23 protein-coding genes and 2 tRNA genes are annotated in these 25,243 nt (G+C 54.7%); 10 read left to right on the top strand and 15 right to left on the bottom strand.

Annotation, left to right across the window (positions count from 1 at the left end; translation table 11 throughout):
* Positions 1-105: 105 nt before the first annotated feature.
* A complete protein-coding gene (gene ychF, locus Q4606_RS16675) occupies positions 106-1,197 on the top strand; it encodes a redox-regulated ATPase YchF (RefSeq protein WP_303594160.1) in 1,092 nt (363 codons plus the stop codon).
* Positions 1,198-1,274: 77 nt separating this feature from the next.
* Positions 1,275-1,781, top strand: coding sequence for a shikimate kinase (locus Q4606_RS16670; RefSeq protein ID WP_303608173.1), 507 nt, complete (start codon positions 1,275-1,277; stop codon positions 1,779-1,781).
* Here the strand turns inward: Q4606_RS16670 and Q4606_RS16665 are convergent.
* On the bottom strand, positions 1,765-2,769 hold the full coding sequence (locus Q4606_RS16665) for an alpha/beta fold hydrolase (protein WP_303608172.1): 1,005 nt from the start codon (positions 2,767-2,769) through the stop codon (positions 1,765-1,767). The two genes, Q4606_RS16670 and Q4606_RS16665, sit on opposite strands and share 17 nt — an antisense overlap.
* A 293-nt stretch (positions 2,770-3,062) precedes the next feature.
* Between Q4606_RS16665 and Q4606_RS16660 the strand changes: the two genes are divergently transcribed.
* From Q4606_RS16660 to lipA, 4 genes are all read left to right on the top strand, one after another.
* A tRNA-Met gene (locus Q4606_RS16660) sits at positions 3,063-3,139 on the top strand.
* Between the two features lie 91 nt (positions 3,140-3,230).
* Positions 3,231-3,698: a PACE efflux transporter gene (locus Q4606_RS16655; RefSeq protein WP_303608171.1), complete on the top strand. Its 468-nt coding sequence runs from the start codon at positions 3,231-3,233 to the stop codon at positions 3,696-3,698.
* A 164-nt stretch (positions 3,699-3,862) separates the two neighbouring features.
* Entirely contained in the window at positions 3,863-5,140 is a 1,278-nt protein-coding gene (locus Q4606_RS16650; RefSeq protein WP_303608170.1) for an O-acetylhomoserine aminocarboxypropyltransferase/cysteine synthase family protein, read from the top strand.
* Positions 5,141-5,294: 154 nt separating this feature from the next.
* Entirely contained in the window at positions 5,295-6,335 is a 1,041-nt protein-coding gene (gene lipA, locus Q4606_RS16645) for a lipoyl synthase (RefSeq protein ID WP_303594166.1), read from the top strand.
* Between the two features lie 77 nt (positions 6,336-6,412).
* Here lipA and Q4606_RS16640 read toward each other — a convergent pair whose 3' ends face one another.
* Positions 6,413-6,859: a Spy/CpxP family protein refolding chaperone gene (locus tag Q4606_RS16640; RefSeq protein ID WP_303594167.1), complete on the bottom strand. Its 447-nt coding sequence runs from the start codon at positions 6,857-6,859 to the stop codon at positions 6,413-6,415.
* Positions 6,860-7,084: 225 nt separating this feature from the next.
* On the opposite strand from Q4606_RS16640, the gene ylqF reads away from it, so the two are divergent.
* From ylqF to fnr, 3 genes are all read left to right on the top strand, one after another.
* Entirely contained in the window at positions 7,085-8,020 is a 936-nt protein-coding gene (gene ylqF / locus Q4606_RS16635; RefSeq protein ID WP_303608169.1) for a ribosome biogenesis GTPase YlqF, read from the top strand.
* 10 nt (positions 8,021-8,030) lie between these two features.
* Positions 8,031-9,245 carry a beta-ketoacyl-ACP synthase I gene (gene fabB, locus Q4606_RS16630; RefSeq protein WP_303608168.1) on the top strand — a complete coding sequence of 405 codons (1,215 nt, stop codon included), beginning with the start codon at positions 8,031-8,033 and terminating at the stop codon, positions 9,243-9,245.
* Positions 9,246-9,389: 144 nt separating this feature from the next.
* On the top strand, positions 9,390-10,145 hold the full coding sequence (fnr, locus tag Q4606_RS16625; protein WP_303594172.1) for a fumarate/nitrate reduction transcriptional regulator Fnr: 756 nt from the start codon (positions 9,390-9,392) through the stop codon (positions 10,143-10,145).
* A 26-nt stretch (positions 10,146-10,171) separates the two neighbouring features.
* Here fnr and Q4606_RS16620 read toward each other — a convergent pair whose 3' ends face one another.
* From Q4606_RS16620 to rnr, 9 genes are all read right to left on the bottom strand, one after another.
* Entirely contained in the window at positions 10,172-11,050 is an 879-nt protein-coding gene (locus Q4606_RS16620; RefSeq protein WP_303608167.1) for a sugar nucleotide-binding protein, read from the bottom strand.
* A gap of 53 nt (positions 11,051-11,103) precedes the next feature.
* The gene (gene alr, locus Q4606_RS16615) at positions 11,104-12,180 is read right to left on the bottom strand and encodes an alanine racemase (protein ID WP_303594175.1); all 1,077 of its coding nucleotides are present in this window, start codon (positions 12,178-12,180) and stop codon (positions 11,104-11,106) included.
* Complete coding sequence (gene dnaB, locus Q4606_RS16610) at positions 12,180-13,586, bottom strand: replicative DNA helicase (protein WP_303594177.1); 1,407 nt, start codon at positions 13,584-13,586, stop codon at positions 12,180-12,182. The genes alr and dnaB overlap by 1 nt, the downstream gene beginning before the upstream one ends.
* Positions 13,587-13,816: 230 nt before the next feature.
* Positions 13,817-14,263 (bottom strand): 50S ribosomal protein L9, encoded by a 447-nt coding sequence (gene rplI / locus Q4606_RS16605; protein ID WP_303594179.1) that lies wholly within the window; start codon positions 14,261-14,263, stop codon positions 13,817-13,819.
* A gap of 20 nt (positions 14,264-14,283) precedes the next feature.
* Complete coding sequence (locus tag Q4606_RS16600) at positions 14,284-15,150, bottom strand: hypothetical protein (RefSeq protein ID WP_303594180.1); 867 nt, start codon at positions 15,148-15,150, stop codon at positions 14,284-14,286.
* Between the two features lie 26 nt (positions 15,151-15,176).
* Positions 15,177-15,407: a 30S ribosomal protein S18 gene (gene rpsR / locus Q4606_RS16595; protein ID WP_007154918.1), complete on the bottom strand. Its 231-nt coding sequence runs from the start codon at positions 15,405-15,407 to the stop codon at positions 15,177-15,179.
* A 25-nt stretch (positions 15,408-15,432) separates the two neighbouring features.
* Positions 15,433-15,864 (bottom strand): 30S ribosomal protein S6, encoded by a 432-nt coding sequence (gene rpsF, locus Q4606_RS16590; protein ID WP_303594181.1) that lies wholly within the window; start codon positions 15,862-15,864, stop codon positions 15,433-15,435.
* 231 nt (positions 15,865-16,095) lie between these two features.
* A complete protein-coding gene (gene rlmB, locus Q4606_RS16585) occupies positions 16,096-16,833 on the bottom strand; it encodes a 23S rRNA (guanosine(2251)-2'-O)-methyltransferase RlmB (RefSeq protein WP_303594182.1) in 738 nt (245 codons plus the stop codon).
* 15 nt (positions 16,834-16,848) lie between these two features.
* Positions 16,849-19,374: a ribonuclease R gene (gene rnr / locus Q4606_RS16580; RefSeq protein ID WP_303608166.1), complete on the bottom strand. Its 2,526-nt coding sequence runs from the start codon at positions 19,372-19,374 to the stop codon at positions 16,849-16,851.
* Between the two features lie 257 nt (positions 19,375-19,631).
* Here rnr and Q4606_RS16575 point away from each other — a divergent pair.
* Positions 19,632-19,718: transfer RNA gene (locus tag Q4606_RS16575), tRNA-Leu, on the top strand.
* Between the two features lie 64 nt (positions 19,719-19,782).
* Here Q4606_RS16575 and Q4606_RS16570 read toward each other — a convergent pair.
* The 4 genes from Q4606_RS16570 to mpl all read right to left on the bottom strand — a co-directional run bounded on the left by Q4606_RS16570 (position 19,783) and on the right by mpl (position 25,136).
* Positions 19,783-21,663 carry a hypothetical protein gene (locus Q4606_RS16570; protein ID WP_303608165.1) on the bottom strand — a complete coding sequence of 627 codons (1,881 nt, stop codon included), beginning with the start codon at positions 21,661-21,663 and terminating at the stop codon, positions 19,783-19,785.
* A gap of 145 nt (positions 21,664-21,808) precedes the next feature.
* The gene (locus Q4606_RS16565; protein WP_303594186.1) at positions 21,809-22,948 is read right to left on the bottom strand and encodes an acyl-CoA dehydrogenase family protein; all 1,140 of its coding nucleotides are present in this window, start codon (positions 22,946-22,948) and stop codon (positions 21,809-21,811) included.
* A gap of 85 nt (positions 22,949-23,033) precedes the next feature.
* Entirely contained in the window at positions 23,034-23,717 is a 684-nt protein-coding gene (locus Q4606_RS16560; RefSeq protein WP_303594187.1) for a flavin prenyltransferase UbiX, read from the bottom strand.
* Positions 23,718-23,741: 24 nt separating this feature from the next.
* On the bottom strand, positions 23,742-25,136 hold the full coding sequence (mpl, locus tag Q4606_RS16555; protein WP_303608164.1) for a UDP-N-acetylmuramate:L-alanyl-gamma-D-glutamyl-meso-diaminopimelate ligase: 1,395 nt from the start codon (positions 25,134-25,136) through the stop codon (positions 23,742-23,744).
* Positions 25,137-25,243: the final 107 nt, after the last annotated feature.

Here is a 25,243-nt window from a genome sequence, read left to right as displayed (position 1 = left end):
AGCGAAACGCTCAGCTCTTCAGCCCCCTGAATATCCCTTACTCGCACACACTGCCCGACACCGGTATAATCCCGCCAAATTTTCTCGTACCAGCAGAGGCATTCCATGGGTTTTAACTGCGGCATCGTCGGCCTTCCTAACGTCGGCAAATCTACCCTGTTCAACGCACTGACCAAAGCAGGCATTGGCGCGGAAAATTTCCCGTTCTGCACCATCGAACCGAACGCAGGCGTGGTTGCCATGCCAGACCCCCGGCTGGATAAACTGGCGGAAATTGTAAAACCGCAGCGCACCGTGCCCACGACCATGGAATTTGTCGATATCGCCGGCCTTGTCGCAGGCGCATCCAAGGGCGAAGGCCTGGGCAATCAGTTTCTCGCCAATATTCGCCAGACCGAAGCTATCGCACACGTAGTGCGCTGCTTTGACGACCCCAACGTTATTCACGTTGCCAACAAGATAGATCCGGCGGCCGATATTGAAATCATCAATACGGAGCTTGCACTGGCCGACATGGATACCGTTGAGAAAGCCATCAAGCGTGTTCAGCGGATTGCCAAGGGTGGCGATAAAGAAGCCAAAGCCCAGATCGAGATCTTTGAGCGCTTGTTGCCCGTGCTGAACGAAGGCAAGCCCGTGCGCGGCATGGGGTTGGATAAAGACGAATTGCAACTGATCCGCGAACTGTGCCTGCTGACCATCAAACCAACCATGTACATCGCCAACGTGAGCGAGGATGGTTTCGAAAACAACCCGTACCTGGATACCGTGCGTGAGATTGCGGAAAGCGAGAACGCGGTTGTCGTTCCTATTTGTAACAAAATCGAGTCTGAGATTTCCGAGCTGGAAGATGATGAAAAAAGCATGTTCCTGAGCGAAATGGGCATGGATGAACCAGGGCTTGATCGCGTTATCCGCGCCGGCTACAGATTGCTGGATCTGCAGACCTACTTCACTGCCGGAGTAAAAGAAGTGCGGGCCTGGACCGTTAAAATCGGTGCCACTGCACCTCAAGCCGCTGCTGTTATCCACACCGACTTCGAGCGAGGCTTCATACGTGCGGAAATCATCAGTTATGAGGATTTCGTGAAATATAACGGCGAGGCCGGGTCTAAAGAAGCAGGAAAATGGCGCCTGGAAGGCAAGGAATACATCGTTGAAGATGGCGACGTCATCCACTTCCGTTTTAACGTTTAACGCATACTCGCCCCTCTTTTCATCTTGAGGAGGGGCCTTGCAATAACACTTCGTTAAACGGCGGCCAAGCCTCACCTATGCCCTCTCCACTGAATAACATTGTATTGATCGGTATGCCAGGCTCAGGCAAGAGCACTGTGGGCGTTGTGCTGGCCAAGGCCGCAGCACTGGCGTTTGTCGATACGGACCTTTTGATTCAGTCACAGGCCGGCGACAGCTTACAGAGCATTGTTGATAATGCAGGCTACGAAGCCTTGCGCAGCGTTGAGGAGCAAGTGCTGTGCAACCTGGACGTTACCGGCCACGTCATTGCAACCGGTGGCAGCGCGGTTTACAGCGAACGTGCGATGCAGCATCTCAAGCGCAACAGTGTGGTTGTTTTTCTGGACATACCTCTTGCAACGGTGTGCCAGCGTATTGGCGACTTCAGCCTCAGAGGCATTTCAAAACGCCCTGAGCAGACAATGGAAGAACTGTTCGCCGAGCGGCGCGCGCTCTATACCCTCTACGCCGACCTGACCGTCAACGGCGAGCACAAAACCCAGGACCAGGTGTGCGAAGAGATCCTCAGGAAGGCTTGCTGACCGGATTTCCTGCGATATAACGCTGAACCCTTCTGAAAAGATAGTCCAGAAACATCGGATCCAGAGGTAGCAGATGCCCGCTTTCCGGCATTATATCCAGCGAAACGTCGGGAATTTCCCGAGCCATGTGTCGCGCGAACTCCACGGGAACGAAGGTATCCCGCTCACCCTGATAGATATGTACCGGCACATGGATCTGTGCCAATTCAAAAGGCCAGGCCTTCCATTGCACTTTAAGATCCTGAATAGCCCCCTTCACACCTTGTGCCAACGCCTCCTGCTGATTACGAACAAACAGCTCTGAGCGCGCCTTGTCCTGAAGTAGCGCCTGATCAGATGGGGGCATCTCGCCTTCTGCGACAGCCATATAGACTCCCGGCAAAGCCAGATCGGCCCATCGGGCCACTTTGAGAGCCTGTCTGAACAACACGGGATGCTCTTCAGACAGTTCAGGGCCACGCAGCCCGTATTCACTCATCAGCGCTCGTGCCTCAGCGTACTCGCCAAAGTTGGTGTAACCGGATATGGAGATCGCAAAGCGGACTCTTTGGGGTAGGTAGTAAGCTGCCGCCAATACCGGTGGACCGCCGCTCGACCAGCCCATCAAACCAAAACCCTTAATCCCTTTCTCATCCGCCAGCTTTTCGATATCTCTGGCAAAATCCAGCAGCCCATAATTGGAGACAAAATCGGACCCGCCTATACCGGGCCTGTCCATAACAATTAGCCGGACCCCGTATTCCCATGCCTTGGCATCCATAAACAATAATTCCAGGCGGGAACCAGGATTGCCGTGGGCGTAGAATACTGGATAGCCCTGCGGGTCTCCGCGCTCCAGCCATGCGACCCGACGTGTACTCCAGAGTAAAAACCGGGGCTCTCCTTTATCAAGCTGCTGTGACATGGTGACGTCGCGGTCCGCTTTCATCGACATACAACCGGGCAGCATCACGCACACCGCCATCACACCAAGCAAGTTCCTGAGCACTCTGTACAACCCGACTGTCCACCTTACTTCCACGCCCCCCTGCGTCATACTCAACTACAGGTTAGTCTAACTCTGGCATTAGCAACAACGCCCCTGACCTCATGACAGAACCATGTTAAATCCGGATGAATTTGTGCAGATCAAAAATCTCATTCAAATCATTGTTTTATATTATCTTATACGGCCTTGAACCGACCAAAAAGACGGACAAATGATCAGATTTTCCAGCCAGCTATTGACACCTACGTCCTCCGTACATAAGATACGCGCCGCTTCCTTTGGTGAAGCGAAGTGGCAAGGTAGCTCAGTTGGTTAGAGCACAGCACTCATAATGCTGGGGTCGGCGGTTCAACTCCGCCCCTTGCTACCAGTATTCGAAAAAGGTCGCGACTCAGGTCGCGGCCTTTTTTTATTTCCGGGCAACGAAAAGGCGCTAAGCCCTGCCCTTGCGGAGAGTTCTGATGAGATCCACCGGCGACAGAATCCGGCAAGCGATTTCTTTTGAAGTTGTCGGGCTGCTGATTTCCGTACCCCTCGCAGCCGTCGCCTTCGGCTTTTCCCTCGAAAAGACCGGTGTGCTTGGGCTGATCGGCGCCACCCTGGCCACGACATGGAATTACATCTTCAATCTGGGCTTCGATCACACGCTTAAAAAGCTGACAGGCTCAACACGCAAGTCCTTCAAGGTTCGCATTCTGCACGCCTTCAGCTTCGAGCTGGGATTGTTAATTGCCTTCCTTCCGATTATTGCCTGGTGGATGGGCATCGGATTGCTCGAAGCGCTGTTGGTCGATGTTTCATTTGCACTGTTTTATCTGGTGTACGCCTTCGTGTTCACCTGGTGTTACGACACGATCTTTCCTGACCCGGATACAGCTGAAACAACCCAAAAAACTTCATCATCGCCAGCGCCCGAAGCCCGTAAATAAGGCTCCATACCGCGAAGGACTACCCGGTACCAGCTTGCCTCACCATGTACATATGACCTTCCGGCATGTCTCGATTGCATACCGTTATAAACCCCGCTAAATCTATATGGCATACTGACGTCCGAAACCGATAACAACGACTATCCATTCGCAAGGAAGTTAACATGAAATTCGAGACGCTCGCCCTCCACGCCGGCTTCAAAGGCGACCCGACTACCAAGGCAGCTACCACACCGATCTACCAGACCACGTCCTACACGTTTGACGACACCCAGCACGGTGCAGATCTGTTCAACCTGAAGGTTGCGGGCAACATTTATACCCGGATCATGAACCCGACCAACTCGGTCCTTGAAGAGCGCATGACGGCCCTTGAAGGCGGCGTTGGCGCTCTCGCAGTTGCCTCCGGCATGTCTGCCATTACCTATGCCCTGCAAACAATCTGCCGGGTTGGTAACAATATTGTCAGCACCAGCCAGCTCTATGGCGGCACCTACAATCTGTTCGCCCACTCGCTGCCCAATCAGGGCATTGAGTGCCGCATGGTCCGCCACGACGATTTCGACGCCATCGATAACGCTATTGATGACCAGACCCGCGCACTGTTCTGCGAATCCATTGGCAACCCTGCTGGTAACGTGGTGGATATTGCCCGTTGGGCCGAAATCGCACACAAGCACGGTATTCCGCTGATCGTGGATAACACCGTCGCCACGCCCTATCTCTGCCGGCCGTTCGAGCACGGGGCAGACATCGTGATTCACTCCCTGACCAAGTATATTGGCGGCCACGGCACAACCGTAGCCGGGTGCGTGGTCGATTCCGGCAAGTTTGACTGGAAGGCCAACGGTGCCAAGTTCCCGATGATGAACGAGCCAGACCCGTCCTATCATGGTGTGGTTTATACCGAAGCCCTCGGCGCCGCTGCGTTCATCGGTCGGTGCCGCGTTGTGCCTCTGCGCAACACCGGCTCTGCTCTCTCGCCATTCAACTCGTTCCTGATCATGCAGGGCCTGGAAACTCTGAGCTTGCGCATGGAGCGTCATTGCGAGAACGCCGAAAAAGTGGCCGACTTCCTGCAGAATCACCCGGCTGTAGCGTGGGTGAATTACGCAGCGCTGGCGAACAGCCCATACAAAGCCACTTGCGACAAGATTTGCGGCGGCAAAGCATCTGGCATCGTGAGTTTCGGCATTAAGGGCGGACGTGAAGCCGGCGCCAAATTTATCGATGCGCTGGATATGATCTACCGCCTGGTGAATATTGGTGACGCCAAGTCTCTGGCCTGCCACCCGGCAACCACTACTCACCGCCAGTTAAATGCGGAAGAGCTCGAAAACGCGGGTGTCAGTGAAGACCTGGTGCGTCTGTCGATCGGGATTGAGCACGTAGACGACATACTTGCCGACATCACTCAGGCACTGGAAAAAGCCCAGGCCTGATTGCTCCTGGCCACTAGCTCCCAACCGGGTACGACGAATGTCGCACCCGGTAACTCTTACCGCACCCAGTGATTGCCCTTACCCGCCTTGTAACTGCTCCGCCGCCCCATTATTCTCTAAGGTTCCCTATAGTCTTGATGAGAGTCCGGTTGCAATGAGCGAAAGCGCAAAGCCCCGCGTCACCAGTGGTTCCAAATTCCGCAATGAGCATGGCTTTTCGGCTATCAAGGATGGCGTAAAGCGATCGACGCATCAGGAGCCCGTAAAAGTTGAACGTAAGCCTAACTGGCTACGAGCGCGCATGCCGGGTGGCGAACGCTACGAAGCGGTGCGCAAAAACGTTACCGATAACCGGGTAAGTACCGTATGCCAGGAATCTCACTGCCCCAACATAGGCGAGTGCTGGACAGCCGGCACAGCGACCATCATGGTGATGGGCTCCGTATGTACCCGCGCCTGTCGCTTCTGTGCGGTAGATACGGGCAACCCGAACGGATGGCTGGATAAAGACGAACCGGAGAACACGGCCAAGTCTGTCGAGCTCATGGGGCTGCGCTACATCGTGCTTACCTCCGTAGACCGGGACGATCTGGATGATGGTGGTGCTGCCCATTACGCCGCCTGCGTCTCAGCGATCAAACAACGCACACCCGACGTCGCTGTGGAAGCGCTGACGCCCGACTTTGATGCGGTCATGTCCAACGTAGAGAAGGTGGTGGATTCCGGCCTTGAGGTGTTTGCCCAGAATGTAGAAACCGTGGAACGGCTTACGCGTCGCGTGCGGGACCCTCGCGCCGGCTATCAGAAGACTCTCAGCGTGTTGGCCCATGCCAAACAATATCGACCCGATGTACTTACCAAAACCAGCCTGATGCTGGGCCTGGGCGAGACCGAAGAGGAAATTCTCGCCACAATGGACGACCTCCGCGCAATCGGAGTGGACATTCTGACTCTTGGCCAGTATTTGCGCCCGACACCGAATCACCTGCCGGTCGAGAAATATGTAACACCGGAAGACTTCAACAGGTATCGCGAAATTGGCCTTGAAAAAGGTTTTATGGAAGTGCCTTCCGGCCCCATGGTGCGTTCCAGCTACCGGGCAGACAAGGTATTCGACAAGAATAATCTCGGGCTTGCAGTGCCCAGTGTCCCCAGTTCTAACGCCATGCAGATTCCGGTAAAAGCGCTCGACTGAGAAGACAACCAACCTGCGGTTAAAGGATAGCCGCCCCACCGTGGCATGTGGGACGGCCTCAGTCAGCCATCAGGCCATTACTGACCCTGCTGCTGCATCATCTGACGCTGTTGCTGCATCTGTTGACGCATCTGCTGCATTTTCATCTCGAGCTCGTCACGCTGCTCCTGAGTGAATACGCTGTCTACCTTGGCTTGCATCAGAGTTGAAAGCGCGGCGATTTCACCTGTCACATCACCCAGATCTTCACCGTGTTCGCGAATGGCGTCTTCATCGTAATCCGCTTTGATTTCACTCTGCATCTGCTCTTGCAGCGCACGGGCCTCCTCGCGCAATGTTCCAATTTCGCCCTGCATTTCATCAAGAATTCCGCGGATCTCTTTCTGTTGATCTTCCGAAAGACCAACCATCTGTGCCAGTTGGGCAACCTGATCCGGCTGACCACCTGCTGCTTGCTGGGCCAATACCGGTGCGGACAGGCTTACGGCAACAAGAGCGGTACCGAACAGTTTTGCTAGCTTCATGAAAATCTCCATTAACAAATTGATTATGCGATTTGATCTCGATAGATACCTGAGGTGACACCCTAAAACATCCCGGCCCTGATTTTCACCCCGGTATCCCCTGTTTTTATACATATTGGTCACCATGCCCGCTCAAACCCCGCCCCACCAGCGAATCGAAACAAATGTGAAAGTTTGGTCATTCCCCTTCATAATGGCGCGATTCACCAACGCTGGAGCAGAGAAATGGCTATTAACTGGTTTCCTGGGCACATGCACAAAGCCCGCAAGGAGATCAAAAAGATCATGCCTCAGATGGATCTCATCATTGAGGTACTGGATGCCCGCATCCCCTTCAGCAGCGAAAACCCGCTGGTGCCGTCCCTGCGTGGGGAAACGCCACTGATCAGGGTTCTGAACAAGCGCGACCTGGCCGATCCGGACATCACCACACAGTGGCAAACGTGGCTGGAGAAAGAGCGCGGGGTAAGAACCATTACCCTCACCCACAACCAACGGGGCGAGGCACTTGATATCCTCAGTCTGGCCGCAGAGATGACGCCAGACCATGATCGCCAGAAGAGCGCTCTTCGGGTAATGATTCTGGGCATACCAAACGTGGGCAAATCCACGCTGATCAATACGCTGGCTGGGCGCCCGGCCGCAAAGACAGGCAATGAACCGGCCGTGACAAAAGCGCAGCAGACCATCAAGCTGCCGGACAACATTCTTCTTTACGATACCCCGGGGTTCCTGTGGCCAAAGCTCTCGCCTGAGGCTTGCGGTTATCGGCTGGCCATTACCGGAGCCATTCGCAGCTCGGTTCTGGATTTCGAAGATATCGCTCTGTTTGAAGCCGAATACCTGCGAGAGGCTTACCCTGAATTGGTCAAAGCCCGCTACGGTTTCGATAAGCTGCCCGTAGATGGCCTGGCCGTAATGGACGAAATTGCAGCCAGGCGCAGGTTCCTTGGCCGTGGCGGCATTCCCGACCTGAACAAGGTCTCTGAAGTACTAATCAACGAATTTCGCGCTGGCACTCTGGGGCGAATTTCTCTTGAAACGCCTGCGATGGTAGAACGGGAAATACAGGAAACCGCCGCTGCCGAAGCTGAAAAAGAGTCTAAACTTGCAGAAAAGAAGGCCGCTTCCAAAGCATCCCGTTCTGGCCGCCGGCAATAAGGAGAATATTATGAGACGAGTCGTCGTTACCGGCATGGGCATCATTTCCTGCCTGGGAAACTCACTTGACGAGGTTCTCGCAAGCCTCAAGGACGGAACCTCGGGCATCCGCTTCAATGAAACCTATAAAGAGATGGGGTTTCGCAGCCAGGTTTCTGGCTCTCCGACTGTTGATACCACCGTTATTGATCGCAAAGTGCGGCGTTTCATGGGCCCCTCTGCCATGTACAGCTACCTCGCGATGGAACAGGCTATTGCCCAGGCAGGTCTGAGTGAAGAGCAGATTTCCAACGATCGCACTGGACTGATTGCAGGCTCCGGCGGCTCTTCCTGCTCAAGCCAGGTTGAAGCAACCGATATAATGCGAGCAAAAGGCGTCAAGCGTATCGGGCCCTATATGGTGCCACGCATCATGACGAGCACGGTTTCTGCCTGCCTGGCCACCGCTTACAAAATTCGCGGCGTGAACTACTCTATGTCCTCAGCGTGCGCCACCAGTGCGCATTGCATCGGCCATGCCATGGAGCAGATCCAGAACGGCAAGCAGGATATTGTATTCGCGGGCGGGGGTGAGGAGGAAGACTGGAGCCTCACCATGATGTTTGATGCCATGGGCGCACTTTCCACAAAATACAATGATGCGCCGGAAACCGCATCACGCCCGTTCGATTCCGGGCGCGATGGTTTTGTTATCGCCGGCGGCGGCGGTATGGTGGTACTGGAAGAGCTTGAACACGCACGTAAGCGCGGCGCGAACATTATTGCAGAGCTGACCGGCTACGGCGCCACCTCAGATGGCTACGATATGGTGGCGCCCTCGGGTGAAGGCGCAAAGCGCTGTATGGAGCAGGCTATGGCAACCATCCGCGGCAAGATTGATTACATCAACGCCCATGGAACCAGCACTCCTGTCGGCGACGCCGCGGAACTTGGCGCGGTAAAAAACACCTTCGGCTCAAACATTCCCGCTATTTCATCCACCAAATCCCTCTCCGGGCACTCATTGGGTGCCGCAGGTGTTCATGAGGCCATTTACTCTCTACTCATGCTGCAGAACGGGTTTATTTCCGGCACCGCCAACCTGGCCTCGGTAGATGAAGCCATCGGTAATATGCCCCTTGTAGGCCCTCAGGGCCGCGAAACAACGCTCGACACCGTTATGTCCAACAGCTTCGGCTTTGGGGGAACAAACGCCTCACTGGTATTTGAGAGGCTGCCCGCCTGACGAAGGTCAAGGTAGGGCCTGGCACCAAGCCTTACCTTTTATTTTCGATATATGCACATGTCCTTAAGTTTGGTCATTGGCAAACGGACTTCTGCGTATTAAAGTAGTATTTTGACTTACATCAATCTGGACGGTTTATAAGCGATGGCCCAAGCACTACGATTCCGCCAAGCCCCTTCTCCGCTGAAAGCGTCCTGTCATCAGTGCAGCCTGAGCAACCTGTGCTTGCCACTCGCCGTTCAGGATAATGACCTGGACAGCCTGGAAGACATTGTTCAGCAGGGACGCATGTACAACCGTGGCGAACACATTTTTGACCAGAGCACGCCCTTCCGCTCCTGCTTTGCTGTGAAGAGCGGTTCAGTCAAAACATCGATTATTACCGAAGGTGGTGAGGAACAGGTTACAGGCTTCTTCATGCCTGGCGAGCTCGTCGGTCTCGACAGCATGAGCGGTGAATCTTATGCCTGCACTGCCAAGGCCCTGGAGCGAACCAGCGTATGCGAGTTCCCGATAGACAAGCTGGAAGAGCTCACCGGCAAGCTACCTGAACTGCAACACCATATGTACCGCCTGATGAGCCATGAAATTCAGAACAGTCACCAGCTCGCCATGCTGTTAAGCAAAAATACAGCTGAGGAGCGTATCGCCTCTCTGCTGCTTTCGCTTTCCAGCCGGTTCCAGCGCAGGCGCATGTCGGGGACTAATTTCAGTCTGCCGATGGCAAGGAACGACATCGCCAACTTCCTGGGACTTGCGGTTGAGACGGTAAGCCGTGTTTTCACACGCTTCCAGAATCAGGGCATCATCCGTGCACGTGGCCGTGAAGTGGAGCTGCTTGATATCGAAGCACTGCAGCTGGTAACCCGGGAGTTTTCCCGCCAAGGCTGCCAGCAATAACATGGTTTAACCGGGAACAGCCGGCATTATTCGGCCGGCGTTCGTTTTTTTACATGCGTCTCATCGCGCCTCAGTAATTCCAGCTCATCAACCAGCCCTGAGCGCCAGGGACACTGCTTGATACCGAAGGTATTGCGAATTTTCGTGCAGATCAAAGTGGTATTTGGCGGCTCCACCGCTCCCCATGCCGGCATTCCATCCACCACGTGAAGAACCTCAGGAATACCTGGCAAACCGGCAATAGCCAGCCCCAGCTCATACAGACTGATAACTTCCGCGCCAGCATACTGGAATGTCCCCCACACTTCGGCGCCGCAATCCAGCTGCTGTATAACGGCGGTTATTACCCGCGCAAGATCTCTTACAGAAACCGGCTGCCCCACACACCTGCCAGGCAGTGACAGAGCCTCCTCCGAAGCGGTGCTCGCCTGAACCTTACGAATAAAGCGGCTGAGGCTCCAGCCAGTGCGTAAAATGATGTGTCGAGGCAAAAGCGTACGCAACGCCTGCTCACACTCCCACTGCCAGTTGCCAAGCTCATTTACTGGCTGGCCCGGGTTGGAGGCTATGTAACCACTCTGCTTGCGGCCATCAAACACATAGCACGACGAGAGCTGGAACAGTGCCATACCTCGGTCAAGGGCATGCTCAGCAATTGCCAATGGCATGGAAAACGCGGTTTTTTTCGTGCCCTCAGGATCTTGCTCTGCAGCCTCAGGGTCTGCCAACCACAGCGCATTGACGATCAGATCCGTGTCTTCGGGGATCCAGCTTTCCAGAGCACTGAGGTTTGCGTTTGCCGGGTCACTGACCAGCAAAGGACTGACATGCAACGATGTCTCCCGAAGCAGCTCAAGCAGAACTTTCCCCAAGGGACTGTAATCGTGAACAACAAGAACATGCACTAGAGTTCAATGCCTCCGGATAAAACTGATTTGAAACGCGATACCTGAACACACTATCGGCAGATGCGAGGAACCCTGCTGGTGATGCCTGTCAGCAATTCATAAGAAATGGTGCCAGCACAGCTCGCCACTTCATCCACTCCAACGGTGCGCCCCCAAAGCTCAACCAAATCGCCTTCCCGGGCCTCTGGCACATTACTCAGATCCACCGCCAACATATCCATGGATACCCGACCAATCAGCCGGATGCGACGACCACCAATTGCGGCCGGCGTACCCGTGCCAGCATGCCGTGGATAGCCGTCTCCGTATCCGATAGCCACCATACCCATCAGGGTGTCGCGCTCCGCCACCCAGGCAGCGCCATAACCAACGCTTTCACCGGCCCTGACCGTCCGGGTGGTTATCAAAGGCGCTTCAAGGGTCATTACGGGCTCAAGCCCCAACTCAGGACCTGTCTTGCCAACTATAGGTGAACCGCCGTAAAGCATGACACCCGGACGACTCCAGTCAAACAATGGCTGGCCAGGAATAAAATGGGCTGCAGAATTGCCAACACTTCTCATCAGCGAGGGCCAGGGCAAGGTTGCCGCCTCAAAGTTGGCTGTCTGTACAGAAGTCATTGCGCTTCCGGCGTCATCGGCACAGGCAAAATGACTGACAAAACCCTGAAGCCCATGAAAAGCTGGCATTTTCTCAAGTCTGGCCATAACCTCGGAGAGTTCTTCTGACCGAAAACCCAAGCGGTTCATGCCGGTATTAACCTTCAGCCAGAAAGCGGGCAATTGGCCACTCTGTTCCAGCCACTGCAACTGGTGCTCCCCATGCAACACGGGTTCGAACTGACTTTTTGCGCAATCCGCCAGATCTTCCGCAGCATGCACACCCTGAAGCAACACCACGGGCTGAGCATGACCTGCTGCACGAATGGCAAAAGCTTCTTCAATGCAGGCAACGGCGTACTTTGGCGCCATATCCGCAAGGGCGGATGCAATCCTGGCAATACCGTGGCCATAGCCATCAGCCTTCACAACAGCCATCACCCTGGCATCTCCCGCACGCTCGCAAGCCGTGCGATAGTTCGCGCGCAAGGCATTCAGATCAATGTATGCGGCCGTGTTACGCGGCATCAGTAATCACCACCATAGTCGCCGTAGTCACCGTGAGCCAAGTCTTCAAACTTAGTGTATTTGCCGATAAACGCCAGGCGAACCGTCCCGATCGGACCATTACGCTGCTTACCAATAATAATCTCTGCAATACCTTTGTCTTGCGTATCTTCGTTATAAACCTCATCACGATAGACAAACATGATAACGTCGGCGTCCTGCTCGATCGCACCGGACTCACGCAAATCAGAGTTGATCGGGCGCTTGTTCGGGCGCTGCTCCAGACTTCGGTTCAGCTGTGAAAGCGCAACCACGGGGCAGCTTAGTTCTTTGGCAATGCCCTTCAGAGAGCGGGAGATTTCAGAGATTTCAGCCGTCCGGCCTTCCGTGTTGCCCGGAACTCGCATCAACTGCAGGTAGTCGACCATTATCAAGCCGATTTTACCTCCGTTCTCACGGGCAATCCGGCGAGCGCGTGAACGCAGTTCGGTTGGGCTCAGGCCAGGGGTGTCGTCAATATACAAAGGTTTATCTTTAAGCAGGCTTACCGCAGATGTCAGCCGAGGCCAGTCATCCTCTTCCAGCTTGCCACCACGAACTTTGCTTTGATCAATCCGGCCCAGAGACGAAAGCATACGCATGGCAAGCGCGTCTGCCGGCATCTCCATACTGAACACCAGAACCGGCGCTCCTGTGCTTATAAGAGCGTTCTCGACGATATTCATGGCAAAGGTGGTCTTACCCATTGAGGGTCTGCCTGCCACGATGATGAGATCTGCCGGCTGCATACCGGAAGTTTGCTCATCCAGATCCCTGAACCCTGTGGTCATGCCTGTCGTCTGCTCACCAGACTCGAACAGCTCTTCTATGCGGCTCAGGGTTTTGGTCAGGATAGGGTTAATCGATTGAGGGCCGGAACCTTCTTTAACTCTGGATTCGGCAATCTGGAATACGTTGCGCTCAGCCTCGTCCAGAATTTCATTACTGTTTCGCCCCAGGGGATTAAAGGCCGAATCTGAAATCTTACCCGAGACTTCCACAAGCTGCCTCAGAATAGAGCGCTCGCGAACGATTTCCGCATAGGCCCGGATATTGGCCGCTCCCGGAGTTTTTTCTGCCATCTCAGCCAAATAAGACAACCCGCCGGCATCTTCGATATCTCCGGCACGCTCGAGAAACTCAGCCAGTGTAACGACATCAAGCGGCTCATTCTCGCTGGCCAGGCGCTCAACAGCCCCAAAAATCAGCCGATGATCCTGGCGATAGAAATCACCAGCCGAGATCACCTCGGTAATTTCATCAAATCGCCGGTTGTCCAGCATCAGGCCACCCAGAACAGCCTGCTCGGCTTCAACGGAGTGGGGAGGAACCTTGATTCGGCTGGTTTCGGGATCAGTACTCGCGGGCTTCAGATTAGGCTTTGCCATGAACACATCTTCAGTTGAACGTCATAACCACGACAGTGTAAGCAGATAGTCGCAGCAATGGGAGGGGGTTTGGTTCTGACAGCATACCAGAAAGCAACAGGCCCGAAAGCCGTATTAAACGGTTCGGGCCTGTTAGCTTGGCTAGCAATGAGCTCCAAAAAGCTCACTGTTTGCCACTAGCGTGCTACAGAGGTCGGGGCAAGCCCGACTCCACTTTCAGAGAAAGCGGATTACTCGGCAACAACCGCCAGCTTAACGGTAACTTCAACGTCTGAGTGCAGGTGAAGCTCGATTTCGTACTCACCGGTAGCCCGCAGCGGGCCTTCTGGCAGACGAACTTCACTCTTCTCAACGTCAGTGCCCGCAGCAGTAATAACGTCTGCGATGTCACGAACACCGATGGAGCCAAACAGCTTACCTTCGTCACCCGCTTTGGAGGTAACTGTGAAGGATGCACCTTCCAGAGCCTCGGCGCGAGTCTGAGCCGTTGCCAGCTTGTCGGCTGCAGCTTTTTCAAGCTCAGCGCGACGCTCTTCAAACGCCTTCAGGTTCGCTTCAGTGGCAGGCGCAGCCTTGCCATACGGAAGCAGGTAATTACGGCCGTAGCCGGACTTAACATTTACCTTGTCGCCCAGGGAGCCAAGGTTTGCAACTTTCTCGAGCAGAATAACTTCCATCTCGTTAACCTCTTCGTGCTTTATTCAGCCGGCCCGGCAGGCTTTATTCGCCTCCGGATATCCAGCCAGCTATCCACAAAAGCCAGAACCACTAACAGAATCATCAGACTTGGGCCCAGAAGCACCAGTGCAATGTAAAACATTACCAGCCACTGCCCACTCAACTTTTTACGCCCAACAATGCCATGAATCAGTGCAAGGCCAGCCAGGAACATAGGCGTTCCCGCTACCCAGGCCAGTAACATGGAGTTCAGCCCGAGAAAGGGACCTATAACCATGGTGGCGACAAGAATCACAGCAACTGCGGGTGACAACCTCAAACCATGGAATTCCGTTCGGAATCCGCCGGGATTATACAATCCCGCCTGCCATGATCTTGCAAGCATTGTCATGCCCACACCTACTGCCAGATAACTGCCCGCCATACTGGCGTTCATGGTGTCCCGTATAACCGTCTCGAGGTCTTCTCCGAGCGAACGAGCCACTTCAGCATTGTACTGTTCGTAAAAATTGACACCGGCGCGCACGAGGTCGTCCAGCAACCCGGGATAAATCATGGGCAGTACAAGCCCCATAATTATCGCCAGAAAGCTCCCTCCGAGAAGGGCTCTTTCCCAGGACAGTGTTGCTCTGAGCAATGATGCCATCAGCATCACTTGCAGCAACACCCCCAGGGCCGTCGGGTCACCTCCAAACACACCCCAGCCAAGCGCCGGGAGCAGTGCCCAGAGACCGATTGTAAGTCCCTGACTGATGCCAAGCCTGAGAATAACCAGACCGACAACCGCTGCGCCAATCCAGAACAACAAAGGTATCGCAGTCGTAACTGCTGCTACCCCGCTGGCCTGCAGGGGACCGCGCATTACAAATTGTGCCAGTGCACGCATGGTCCCAAGTCCTGTAAATCTGTTACTTAGTTATCGTGGCTGTCCGAGTACGGCAGCAGTGCCAGGTAGCGGGCACGCTTGATAGCGGTTGCCAGCTGACGCTGATAACGTGCTTTGGTGCCGGTGATACGGCTGGGCACGATTTTGCCGGTTTCAGTGATGTAACCTTTCAGGGTGTCCAGATCCTTGTAATCGATCTCTTTAACACCTTCTGCCGTGAACCGGCAGAACTTGCGACGTCTGAAAAAACGAGCCATAACGTAACTCCTCAACTCCGGTTAATTACTCTTCTTCGTCCTGGGTTTCAGCTTTCTGACTGTCGTTTTGACGATCATCAGAAGATTCAGCTGAACGACGCGGGCGATCATCTCCGCCTGAACGACGGTCCTCACGGGACTCAGCGGCTTTCATCGGAGAGATATCAGCAACAGCTTCATCGCGACGCAGGATCAGGTCGCGGATGATGGCATCGTTGAACCGGAAGTTGTGAGTCAGCTCGTCCATTGCTGCCTGTGAACATTCTACGTTCATCAGCACATAGTGAGCTTTGTGAATCTTGTTGATCGGGTAAGCCATATGACGACGGCCCCAATCTTCCAGGCGATGTACCTTGCCGCCATCTTCAGTGATGACGCCGGTATAGCGCTCGATCATAGCGGGCACTTGCTCGCTCTGATCCGGGTGTACCATAAACACGATTTCGTAGTGACGCATGAGTTCTCCCTACGGATTGAACAGCTTTCTTTCTTCACGGACGGACCGGGAAGCATGAAAGCAAGGAGGTGGCAGCCTGAGCCGCCGGTTTTTTTTGCTTTATCGATAAGGCTTTACGAGAAAGGCTTGATCAAAAGCGAGGCGTTGCCTACCTGATTAAAGACAATACAAAACCTCCCCCTACTAAAAGGGGTGACGTATTCTAGGCGCACACAACGTTCTGTGCAAGAGTTAACCAAGACGCTGACGCAGCGCTTCGTATAGACAGACGCCGGTTGCCACCGAAACATTAAGACTATCGACATGGCCAAGCATGGGGATATTAATGAGCTGATCGCAGTGTTCCCGCGTGAGCCTCCGCATCCCCGCACCCTCAGCTCCCATCACCAGGGCAATCGGGCCTTTGAAATCAGCCTGGTACAACGTGGCATTCGCCTCACCAGCGGTACCAATCAACCAAACGCCCTGATCTTTAATCGTGCGAAGAAAACGGGCCAGATTGGTCACACGCACAAAAGGAACCGTTTCGGCTGCGCCACAGGCTACTTTACGGGCCACCGCCGTTAACGACGCTGACTTGTCCTTGGGTGCAATCACAGCTTGCACGCCCACAGCATCACAGGTGCGCATGCAGGCCCCCAGATTATGAGGATCCGTCACGCCATCCAGCACCAACAGGAACGGGGGCTTTTCGCTCGACGCAAGATGGGTCAGAAGATCATCTTCTGTCCATTCCCGGCTTTCACTGACTGCCGCAACGATTCCCTGGTGAACACCGGCAACACGCCCGTCAAGCTCCCGACGATGGACAACGGCCCACCTTACTCCGAGCTCATCCAGAGCATCCGTAATAGTACCTACCCGCTTATCCTGCCGCCCGGTCTGAATCCAGACCTGCTGCAACCTTCCCGGCTCACGCTTGAGAACGGCCTCAACCGCGTGCCAGCCAAATACAAATTCTCCGGACACTGGTTCGGCTTCCTGTTATTTATCTGTCTTGCGTGCTTTTCGGGGCTTGCTGGCACCCCCGGGCTTGCCCGAGCTTTTCTTCGGTTTTTTCCCAGCCTGCTGGGCGGCCTCAGCCACTAACTGCGCTTTAGCGCTGCCCGGCTTACCCGCTTTACCAGGCTTACCCGCCTCGCGGGGTTTCCTGGCTTTTCCGGATTTGTCCGCGCCTGGCGCACGGCCACGCCCTTTATCTGCACGCTTACCACTCTTTCCACGGCTATCCCGCTTGGGCACATCAAGTGCATCCCGGTCAGCCTGGCGGCGTTTTGGCGTACTGATCAACTCCAGATCAATCTTGCGATCTTCAAGCCCTACCCGCACAACGCGAACGCGCACTTCGTCACCGAGTCGGAAACTTACAGCAGTTCGCTCACCTATCAGGCGATGCTTCGCAGAGTCATGATGGAAGTAATCGCCACTGAGCGTTGAGATGTGGACCAGACCCTCAACATAGACATCCGCCAATTCAACAAAAAACCCGAAGGGCACAACTGAGGCAATCACCCCGTCGAACTCTTCTCCAACGTGCTCACTCAGAAATTCACACTTGAGCCACGCCATAACATCACGGGTTGCATCGTCAGCCCGCCGCTCAGTCATGGAAACGTGCTCACCGAACTGCTGCATGCGCGCGTAATCGTAAGGATAGTGCGCCAGTTCCTCGTCGAAAACCGTGGGCGACACAATATCTTTCGTCACTTCCGGATTGTGAATCCGGGACTTTATCGCCCTGTGCACAATCAAGTCAGGGTAGCGGCGAATCGGGGAAGTAAAGTGAGCATAGCTTGGAAAACCAAGACCAAAGTGGCCACTTTCTTCCGGGCTGTAGACCGCCTGACTTAACGAACGCAACATGACAGTCTGAATCACATTGGCATCCGGCCGGTCCACTATCTGGGACAGCAACTCCTGATAATCCGCCGAAGTCGGCTGATCGCCACCGCCCAGCTGTAAACCCAACTCACCCAGGAACAGGCGAACGGCATTGAGCCGCTCCTCGGAAGGGCCATCGTGCACCCGGTAAAGCGCTGGCACTTTATGCTTCTTGAGGAAGCGAGCAGCAGCCACGTTGGCACACAGCATGCTCTCTTCGACAATCTTGTGGGCGTCATTACGATGCACCGGCACGATTTCTTCTATCTTGCGCTCTGCATCGAAAATAATTCGCGTTTCAGTGGTTTCAAAGTCAATGGCGCCACGGGCTGTTCGCGCCTTGCGCAATAATTTGTATAGGTCGTACAAATTATGCAGGTGCGGAAGCACATCCGCGTACTGGGCAGACAACCGATAACCGGGCTCTGAATCCGGTCTCTCCAGCATGTCACTGACTTTGGTGTAGGTCAGCCGGGCGTGGCTGCGCATAACCGCCTGATAAAAGGTATATCCGCTGATATTACCCGCTGCGCTGATGGTCATATCGGCCACCATGCACAACCGATCAACATCCGGGTTCAGCGAACACAAACCATTGGACAGCTTCTCGGGAAGCATGGGCACTACGTGGTCCGGGAAATACACCGAGTTGCCGCGACGTAACGCCTCATCATCAAGGGGAGAGCCTGCACGCACATAATGGGACACGTCGGCGATTGCCACGACCAATCTATACCCGCCGCGACCTCGAGGCTCACAATAAATAGCATCATCAAAATCCCGGGCAGTTTCACCATCAATGGTTACAAGCCGCATATTGCGGATATCCACCCGGTTCTTTTTGTCTTTTTCTTCCACCTCGCCTGGAATAGCTGCGGCCTGGGCCCCCACTTCTTCAGGCCAACTGTGAGGAATATCGTAAGAGCGAATAGCTACGTCGATCTCCATACCGGGAGCCATGTGCTCGCCCAGAATCTCAACAATCTTGCCGGTGGGTTGAGTACGGATGGTGGGCTGGCGCAAGATATCTACGACAACGTATTGGCCATGCTGCGCCCCGCCCGCGTGCTCTTCGGGAATCAGTACTTCGTGGTTGATTCGTGCATTTTCCGGTACCACGAAAGCAATACCGCTTTCCTTGAAAAAGCGACCGACAGTCTGATGCGTGTGATGCTCGGTAACGTCCACAATAACGCCTTCGCGCCGACCACGATCGTCCACCCTGTCTACTCGCGCAACCACCCGATCGCCATGAAACACCTGGCGCATCTGTCGGGCGGTAAGAAACAGGTCAGACCCGCCATCGTCCGGTACCAAAAAGCCAAAACCATCCTTGTGACCAATAACCCGGCCACTGACCAGATCGGCCTCCTCAATCGGAAGGTAAGCGTCGCGACGGTTACAAACAAGCTGACCGTCCCGGCACATCGCAATCAAACGGCGCCTCAACGCCTCGATGCCTTCAGGAGAGGTTTGACCGAGTTCAGAACACAACGTTTCGTGTGTTGCCGGCGCACCCCGGTCTTTGAGGTGCGCGAGGATAAATTCCCGACTCTGAATCGGGTTCTCGTAATTCTGGGCCTCACGATTTGCGTGAGGGTCCTTGTGCTTTTTATTCCTGGAAACCATTCAAATCCTTGCTCTTAAATGCGGCGCCACAACGGCGCTATTCAGATTCATTTTCAATACAGTATACGTTGGTACGGGTAGACTGCCTAACAACCCACCATTTATAAGCACAATTACTTGCCGCCCAACGACGGAAAAAACGTTTGACAGCTACAGTTGAAATTATTAAAGTACGCGCCATCTGATGAAGCACACCTTCATCTATGGCAGAAACACCCAGTTTTCAACAAACTAACGGTAAATTCTGCAAATCACCTGCCGAGGTGGTGAAATTGGTAGACACGCTAGCTTCAGGTGCTAGTGCTCGCAAGGGCGTGGAGGTTCAAGTCCTCTCCTCGGCACCATTTCTTTCCCCAGGAAATGGAACAGCATTTAAATTACCCGCAGCGCTTCGCATCCTTGTACACACTACTCAAACCGCTCCACAAGATACTCGGAAAGATTCCTGTATTCGTAATCTACCCGCGCATAAACACCCGACGGCACTCCCTCGAACTCACGGCCACATGAGCGGCTTCCAGCGTAGCTTTTGAGATAAGCTTCCCGAATGAGGTTGGGAGTGCCGCCAGGAGAAGTGACCGTGCTTCCTGCAGGATAATACAGCGCCCACTCGAACCCGCGATCGGCGTCCACGTTGCCAAGCCCAGCCGTTTCGGGCGACAAAAAGCTGTATCTGAGCGGGCGGTTGAGGTCGCCTCGTACATCGAACTCCCATGCACCCCCGTTAAAACTTGCCGGTTGAGGCTCATATCCTGAGAACGCATAGTTCTGATACCCGGTTACCACTTGTGCCGTATTCTGAGCATCAACACCGTTCTCAACTGCGCACCCCTGGAACGCTCCGGTGTAAGCCAGGGATTCCAGTTCTACGCCCTCTTCCAGAAGCCGATACCCCGGGAACCCGGAGGGAGCACTGGAAAACAATGGCTCCAGCGCCCGGGTGAGAGTGCCGGTTTGTTGCGGAATCCGAGCGACCAACTCCGCTAACTTACCGCCGTTCAAACTCCAGCTATAGGTTATCTCGGGGTTTCCGCCCAACTCGGTGGAGCCTGGCTGAATGCCCTCGTGCAGGTGGCACGTCGTGCCAGTTTCAAAACGGGCCGTGCCGGCGGCCCAGTCAAACACGAGTCGCTCATCGACCCCCGAATCCAGATACGCAGTTCTGCTTCGGGGTGAAAGAGAGACTTCGGGCAACCACTGGGTACTGAGCTTAGCCATATAGCCGTTAACGTTGACCAACCTCGCAATCTCTTGCATAGACGGCGCAAGGCAACCTTCAGCGCTGACGGATTGCAAACGCCCATCCTCGCTGTAATCAAACATTAACTCAGCCGAAATCAGCAGGTCTGAACGATTGGCGGGGAGCGTATCCGACCGCTCAGGCTGAGCATAGATTCGCTGGTTTGTCAGCAGCACGGGATCACTCAGCTCCAGCGGTACCTCAGGCAAATCGACCAGATCGACGTCCAGGTTTGCATAGCTGCCCTGAACTGCCGAATCAACGCCCGCAACCACGTCACCGACGTTCCGTACCAGGGAGATACCCAGAAGGAAGGCACTCTGAGGGCTGAGGTAACGTTCTGTGCCATCGCTGTCGGGCCTGGCCAGTTCATCGTTGTACGCATCCGGGAACTGGCTCGCCATGAAGCGCGCCATAGCGCGGGCATACGCATGAGCCCGGTCATCTTCGGCGAGCACATAGTCCTTCCAAAGGTTGATACCAGCCAAACCAGACAGCGATGCATCTGTCGACTCCAGCAATGGCCCCAATGCCGCCAAGCCGCGATAACGGGCGAGGGTTGTCAGAGGGGTAATATTGCGTACGCCGGGTTCAGCAGAGAGCATGAAGGCACGCAGAACCGGTACATCTCCACGGTATGTCTGCTCCAGGGTTTTCTCCGGAAGGGCCAGGGCATATAAAGGAAAACTGCGCGGGTCGATATCCGGCCCCACTTCCGGGTCCAGCGACAGTTCAGAGGTATCCAGCGAGAACCGGCCACCCTCACCGCTCATGGCAGTGGGCTCCCCAGAAAACAGCGTTACCTTCCGCCCAGAGGGCAACTCGTAAACGAACGGCCCGGGGGTGTACTGGCTATCACCATCCATATCCAGCCAGACCCTGGCATTTTTCAGGTACCCGTCTATCACCCTGCCTGTATAGGGTGCAGGCTCGCTGTATTGTTCACCATCAAAGTCACGCCCATCGACTGGCAACTCATCAGATTCTTTACCGCAGCCGGCAATGGTGAGTAAAAGAACGGAAACAGGCAGGCTAATCAGACGATTCATCACGGCAACCATTTATCCTTGTTAGAGGTTGTGCCGTTACTTTAGGGGAAGTGAGTTTCGGAGACCTTGATAGGCTTGGCAATTTGTAAAGTTTGGTAACAGGCAAGCCCGGGAGCTGCCCCCCGGGTGTTTTGCAACTTACTATTTAAAATGCGCGTGCAACGATCTCTTTCATGATTTCGTTGGTTCCACCGTAAATACGCTGAACCCGCGAATCGGCCCAGGCGCGGGCTATCGGGTATTCCCACATATAGCCGTAGCCACCGTGCAGCTGAACACACTCATCCATCACACGACACTGAAGATCCGTTGTGTACTGCTTAAGCATTGCTGCGGTCGGAATATCCAGTTTCTTATCAAGGTGAAGTTCAAGGCAGCGATCAGTGAATACCCTGGCAGCCGTAATCTCTGCCTTCATCTCAGCCATTTTAAAGCGAGTATTCTGGAATTTGATGACCGGCTTGCCGAATGCCTTGCGTTCTTTTACATAGTCGAGCGTCCACTGCCAGGCTGCTTCTGCCGCAGCAATCGCGGTGAGACCGATCTGCAATCGCTCAGCAGGGAGCTCTTGCATGAGCTGAAAGAAGCCCTGACCTTCCATCTTGCCCAGCAGGTTGGTAACCGGAACCTTTACATCCTGGAAAAATAGCTCCGAGGTATCCTGAGCTTTCATGCCGACTTTATTCAGGTTCTGGCCTTTTTCAAAGCCTTCCCAAGCGGTTTCAACCAGCAGCAGGCTGATGCCTTTAGCACCTTCTTTCGGGTCTGTTTTAGCAACGACTATCACCAGGTCTGCCATCTGGCCATTGGTTATAAAGGTTTTGGAACCGTTCAGGATATAGTGGTCGCCATCTTTCAGCGCTGTCGTTTTGACTCCCTGGAGATCAGAGCCGGCGCCTGGCTCACTCATGGCAATAGCGGTGATTATCTCTCCCGAGGCCATTTTGGGCAGGTAGTTCTTTTTCTGCTCTTCAGAGCCGTGGTTCAGAATGTAGGGTGCGACAATATCCGAATGCAGGGTCCAGCCAATGCCAGAAAGCCCTGCCCGTGAAACTTCCTCCATCACGACCGCACTGTAACGGAAGTCAGCGCCAACGCCGCCGTACTCTTCCGGCATGGTTGGGCACAAAAAACCAAGCTCGCCGGCTTTCTGCCACAACTCGCGGCTGACCTGTCCATCTTTCTCCCACTGTTCATGGTAAGGCGCGGCTTCCTGCTCCAGGAATTTCCGAACGGAATCCCGAAAACCATCAAGGTCAGCGTCGAAGAGCGTGCGTGGAATCATGGTGAACCTCAGTCAGTGAACAATATTGTTTTTAGCGTTCACCAAGTCTCTGCCGGCAGGCAGTTTTGCTCAATGGTTAAAACCATCAATCATGCTGACCAAAACCATCGTCACGCTCCGCTTTTGCGTTGACGCGCGCCTCGCCCCAACGGGGCATGAGATCCTGAGCAACATCCAAATGGTCGAGGATGCGGGCGACAATAAAGTCCACAAGGTCCTGCACCGAGCCCGGCTGGTGATAAAACCCGGGGCTGGCCGGCATAATCACCGCACCCATTCGGGTGAGTTTCAACATGTTTTCCAGGTGCACTTCTGAATAAGGTGCTTCGCGAGGCACCAGAATCAGCTGGCGCCTTTCTTTGAGTGCCACATCGCCGGCACGTTCAATCAAATTATTGCTGGCACCGGTGGCCAGGGCAGACAGGGTTCCGGTGCTGCAGGGGCAAACCACCAGAGGCGCTTTTTCACCTGACCCGGATGCGGGGGGCGAAAACCAGTCTTCGCGGCCAAACACCAGAACCTGCCCGGGCTCGGCAGACGCGTACTCAGAAAGACTTTTCTGCATTGCCGGTGGGGTTCCCGGAAGTTTCAGATCGGTTTCCGTCGCAATAACGATTTGCGCGGCCTTGCTGATCATCACGTTAACCCGGCAACCAGCCGCCACCAGGCACTGCAAAAGGCGAAGGCCGTAGTGGGCACCGGAAGCGCCCGTAAAAGCCAGATTAATCGTTCTGGCGTTCGACAGACTGGTGGCTGTGGTTTCTGTCATCGTTTTGGCTCCCTGAGTGTCGGATCAGCCATGAATACGCTCAAGTTCCGCAATAAGCTTACCGTGAATTCCGCCAAAACCGCCGTTACTCATGATGACTATCTGACAAGGGCTGGGCAGCTCTTTCACGACGCGCTCAATTAACGCCTCTACGCTGGACTCTACACTGTGCTGCCCGGACTCGGGGTTTTCCGTCTGCCATGCTGATACCAGCTCCGGCAACCAGTCCATATTGTTGAGGTTGGCCCAATAAACCCTGTCGGCCAACGCGGCACTCGGCAGCAGCGTATGCTGGTGAACGCCCTGTTTCATGGTATTGGACCGGGGTTCAATAAGTGCAACGACCGGTTCGTCCCCAACCTGATTGCGCAGACCTTCCAACGTAGTCGCAATGGCCGTCGGATGGTGGGCAAAGTCGTCATACACCCTAATTCCACCGATATCGGCCAGCAATTCCATACGGCGCTTCACACCAGAGAACCGACACAGGGCCGCTACCGCATGATCCGGTGTTACGCCTACGTGCTTCGCGGCGGCAATCGCGGCCAGGGCATTGCGTACGTTATGCATCCCGGCCTGCCCCCACTTCACTACCGCAACCGGTTGTTCATGATGGATAACCATAAACCGGCTACCGTCTTCCGATAAGAGCTCGGCGCGCCAATCTGCAGACCCGGCTATCTCGCTGCCGATGGCCGTATCCTGCACCGGGCTCCAACACCCCATGGCCAACGCCTTGTCGAGATGCGCATCGAGGCTCGGGCGAATAATCAGTCCCTGGGAGGGAACCGTGCGTACGAGGTGATGGAACTGACGCTCAATCGCTTCGACATTGTCGAAAATATCCGCATGGTCGAATTCGAGGTTGTTCAGTATCAGAGTGTGAGGGCGGTAATGAACAAACTTGGAACGTTTATCGAAGAAGGCGCTGTCGTACTCATCGGCTTCAATTACAAAAAAATCACTCTTCCCTAGACTGGCCGAAACCGGGAAATCCTTGGGTACACCCCCGACCAGATAACCGGGCGCCAGCCCCGCCTGCTCAAGAATCCAGAGCAGCATGGCGGTAGTCGTGGTTTTTCCATGGGTCCCTGCCACAGCCAGCACCCACCTGTGCCGCAGCACTTCGCGAGACAACCATTCCGGGCCTGACATGTAATCGATGTTGCGATTCAGAACCGCCTCAACTTCGGGGTTACCCCGAGACATGGCGTTGCCGATCAGCACGAGGTCAGGCCTTGGCTCAAGGTGGTCTTTATTGAAGCCTTCCATCAGGCTGATGCCCTGCGCCTCTAACTGTGTGCTCATGGGCGGATAAACACCCTGGTCGGAACCGGTCACTGTGTGGCCCAGTTCCCGCGCCAGAACAGCCAGGCTGCCCATAAACGTGCCACAGATTCCTAGAATATGAATGTGCATTCGCCGACTGTCCTCTCCGTTGAAACCCGACAAGCCTCCCGTATCCGCCCCACCCCGTCAAGAGCGCAACCATTCGCATTTCCCGCCATGAAAATCGTCTGCATTTA

Source organism: Marinobacter sp. 1_MG-2023, from assembly GCF_030549045.1.
GTDB lineage: Bacteria > Pseudomonadota > Gammaproteobacteria > Pseudomonadales > Oleiphilaceae > Marinobacter.
This window is presented reverse-complemented; position numbering and strand designations above follow the sequence as displayed.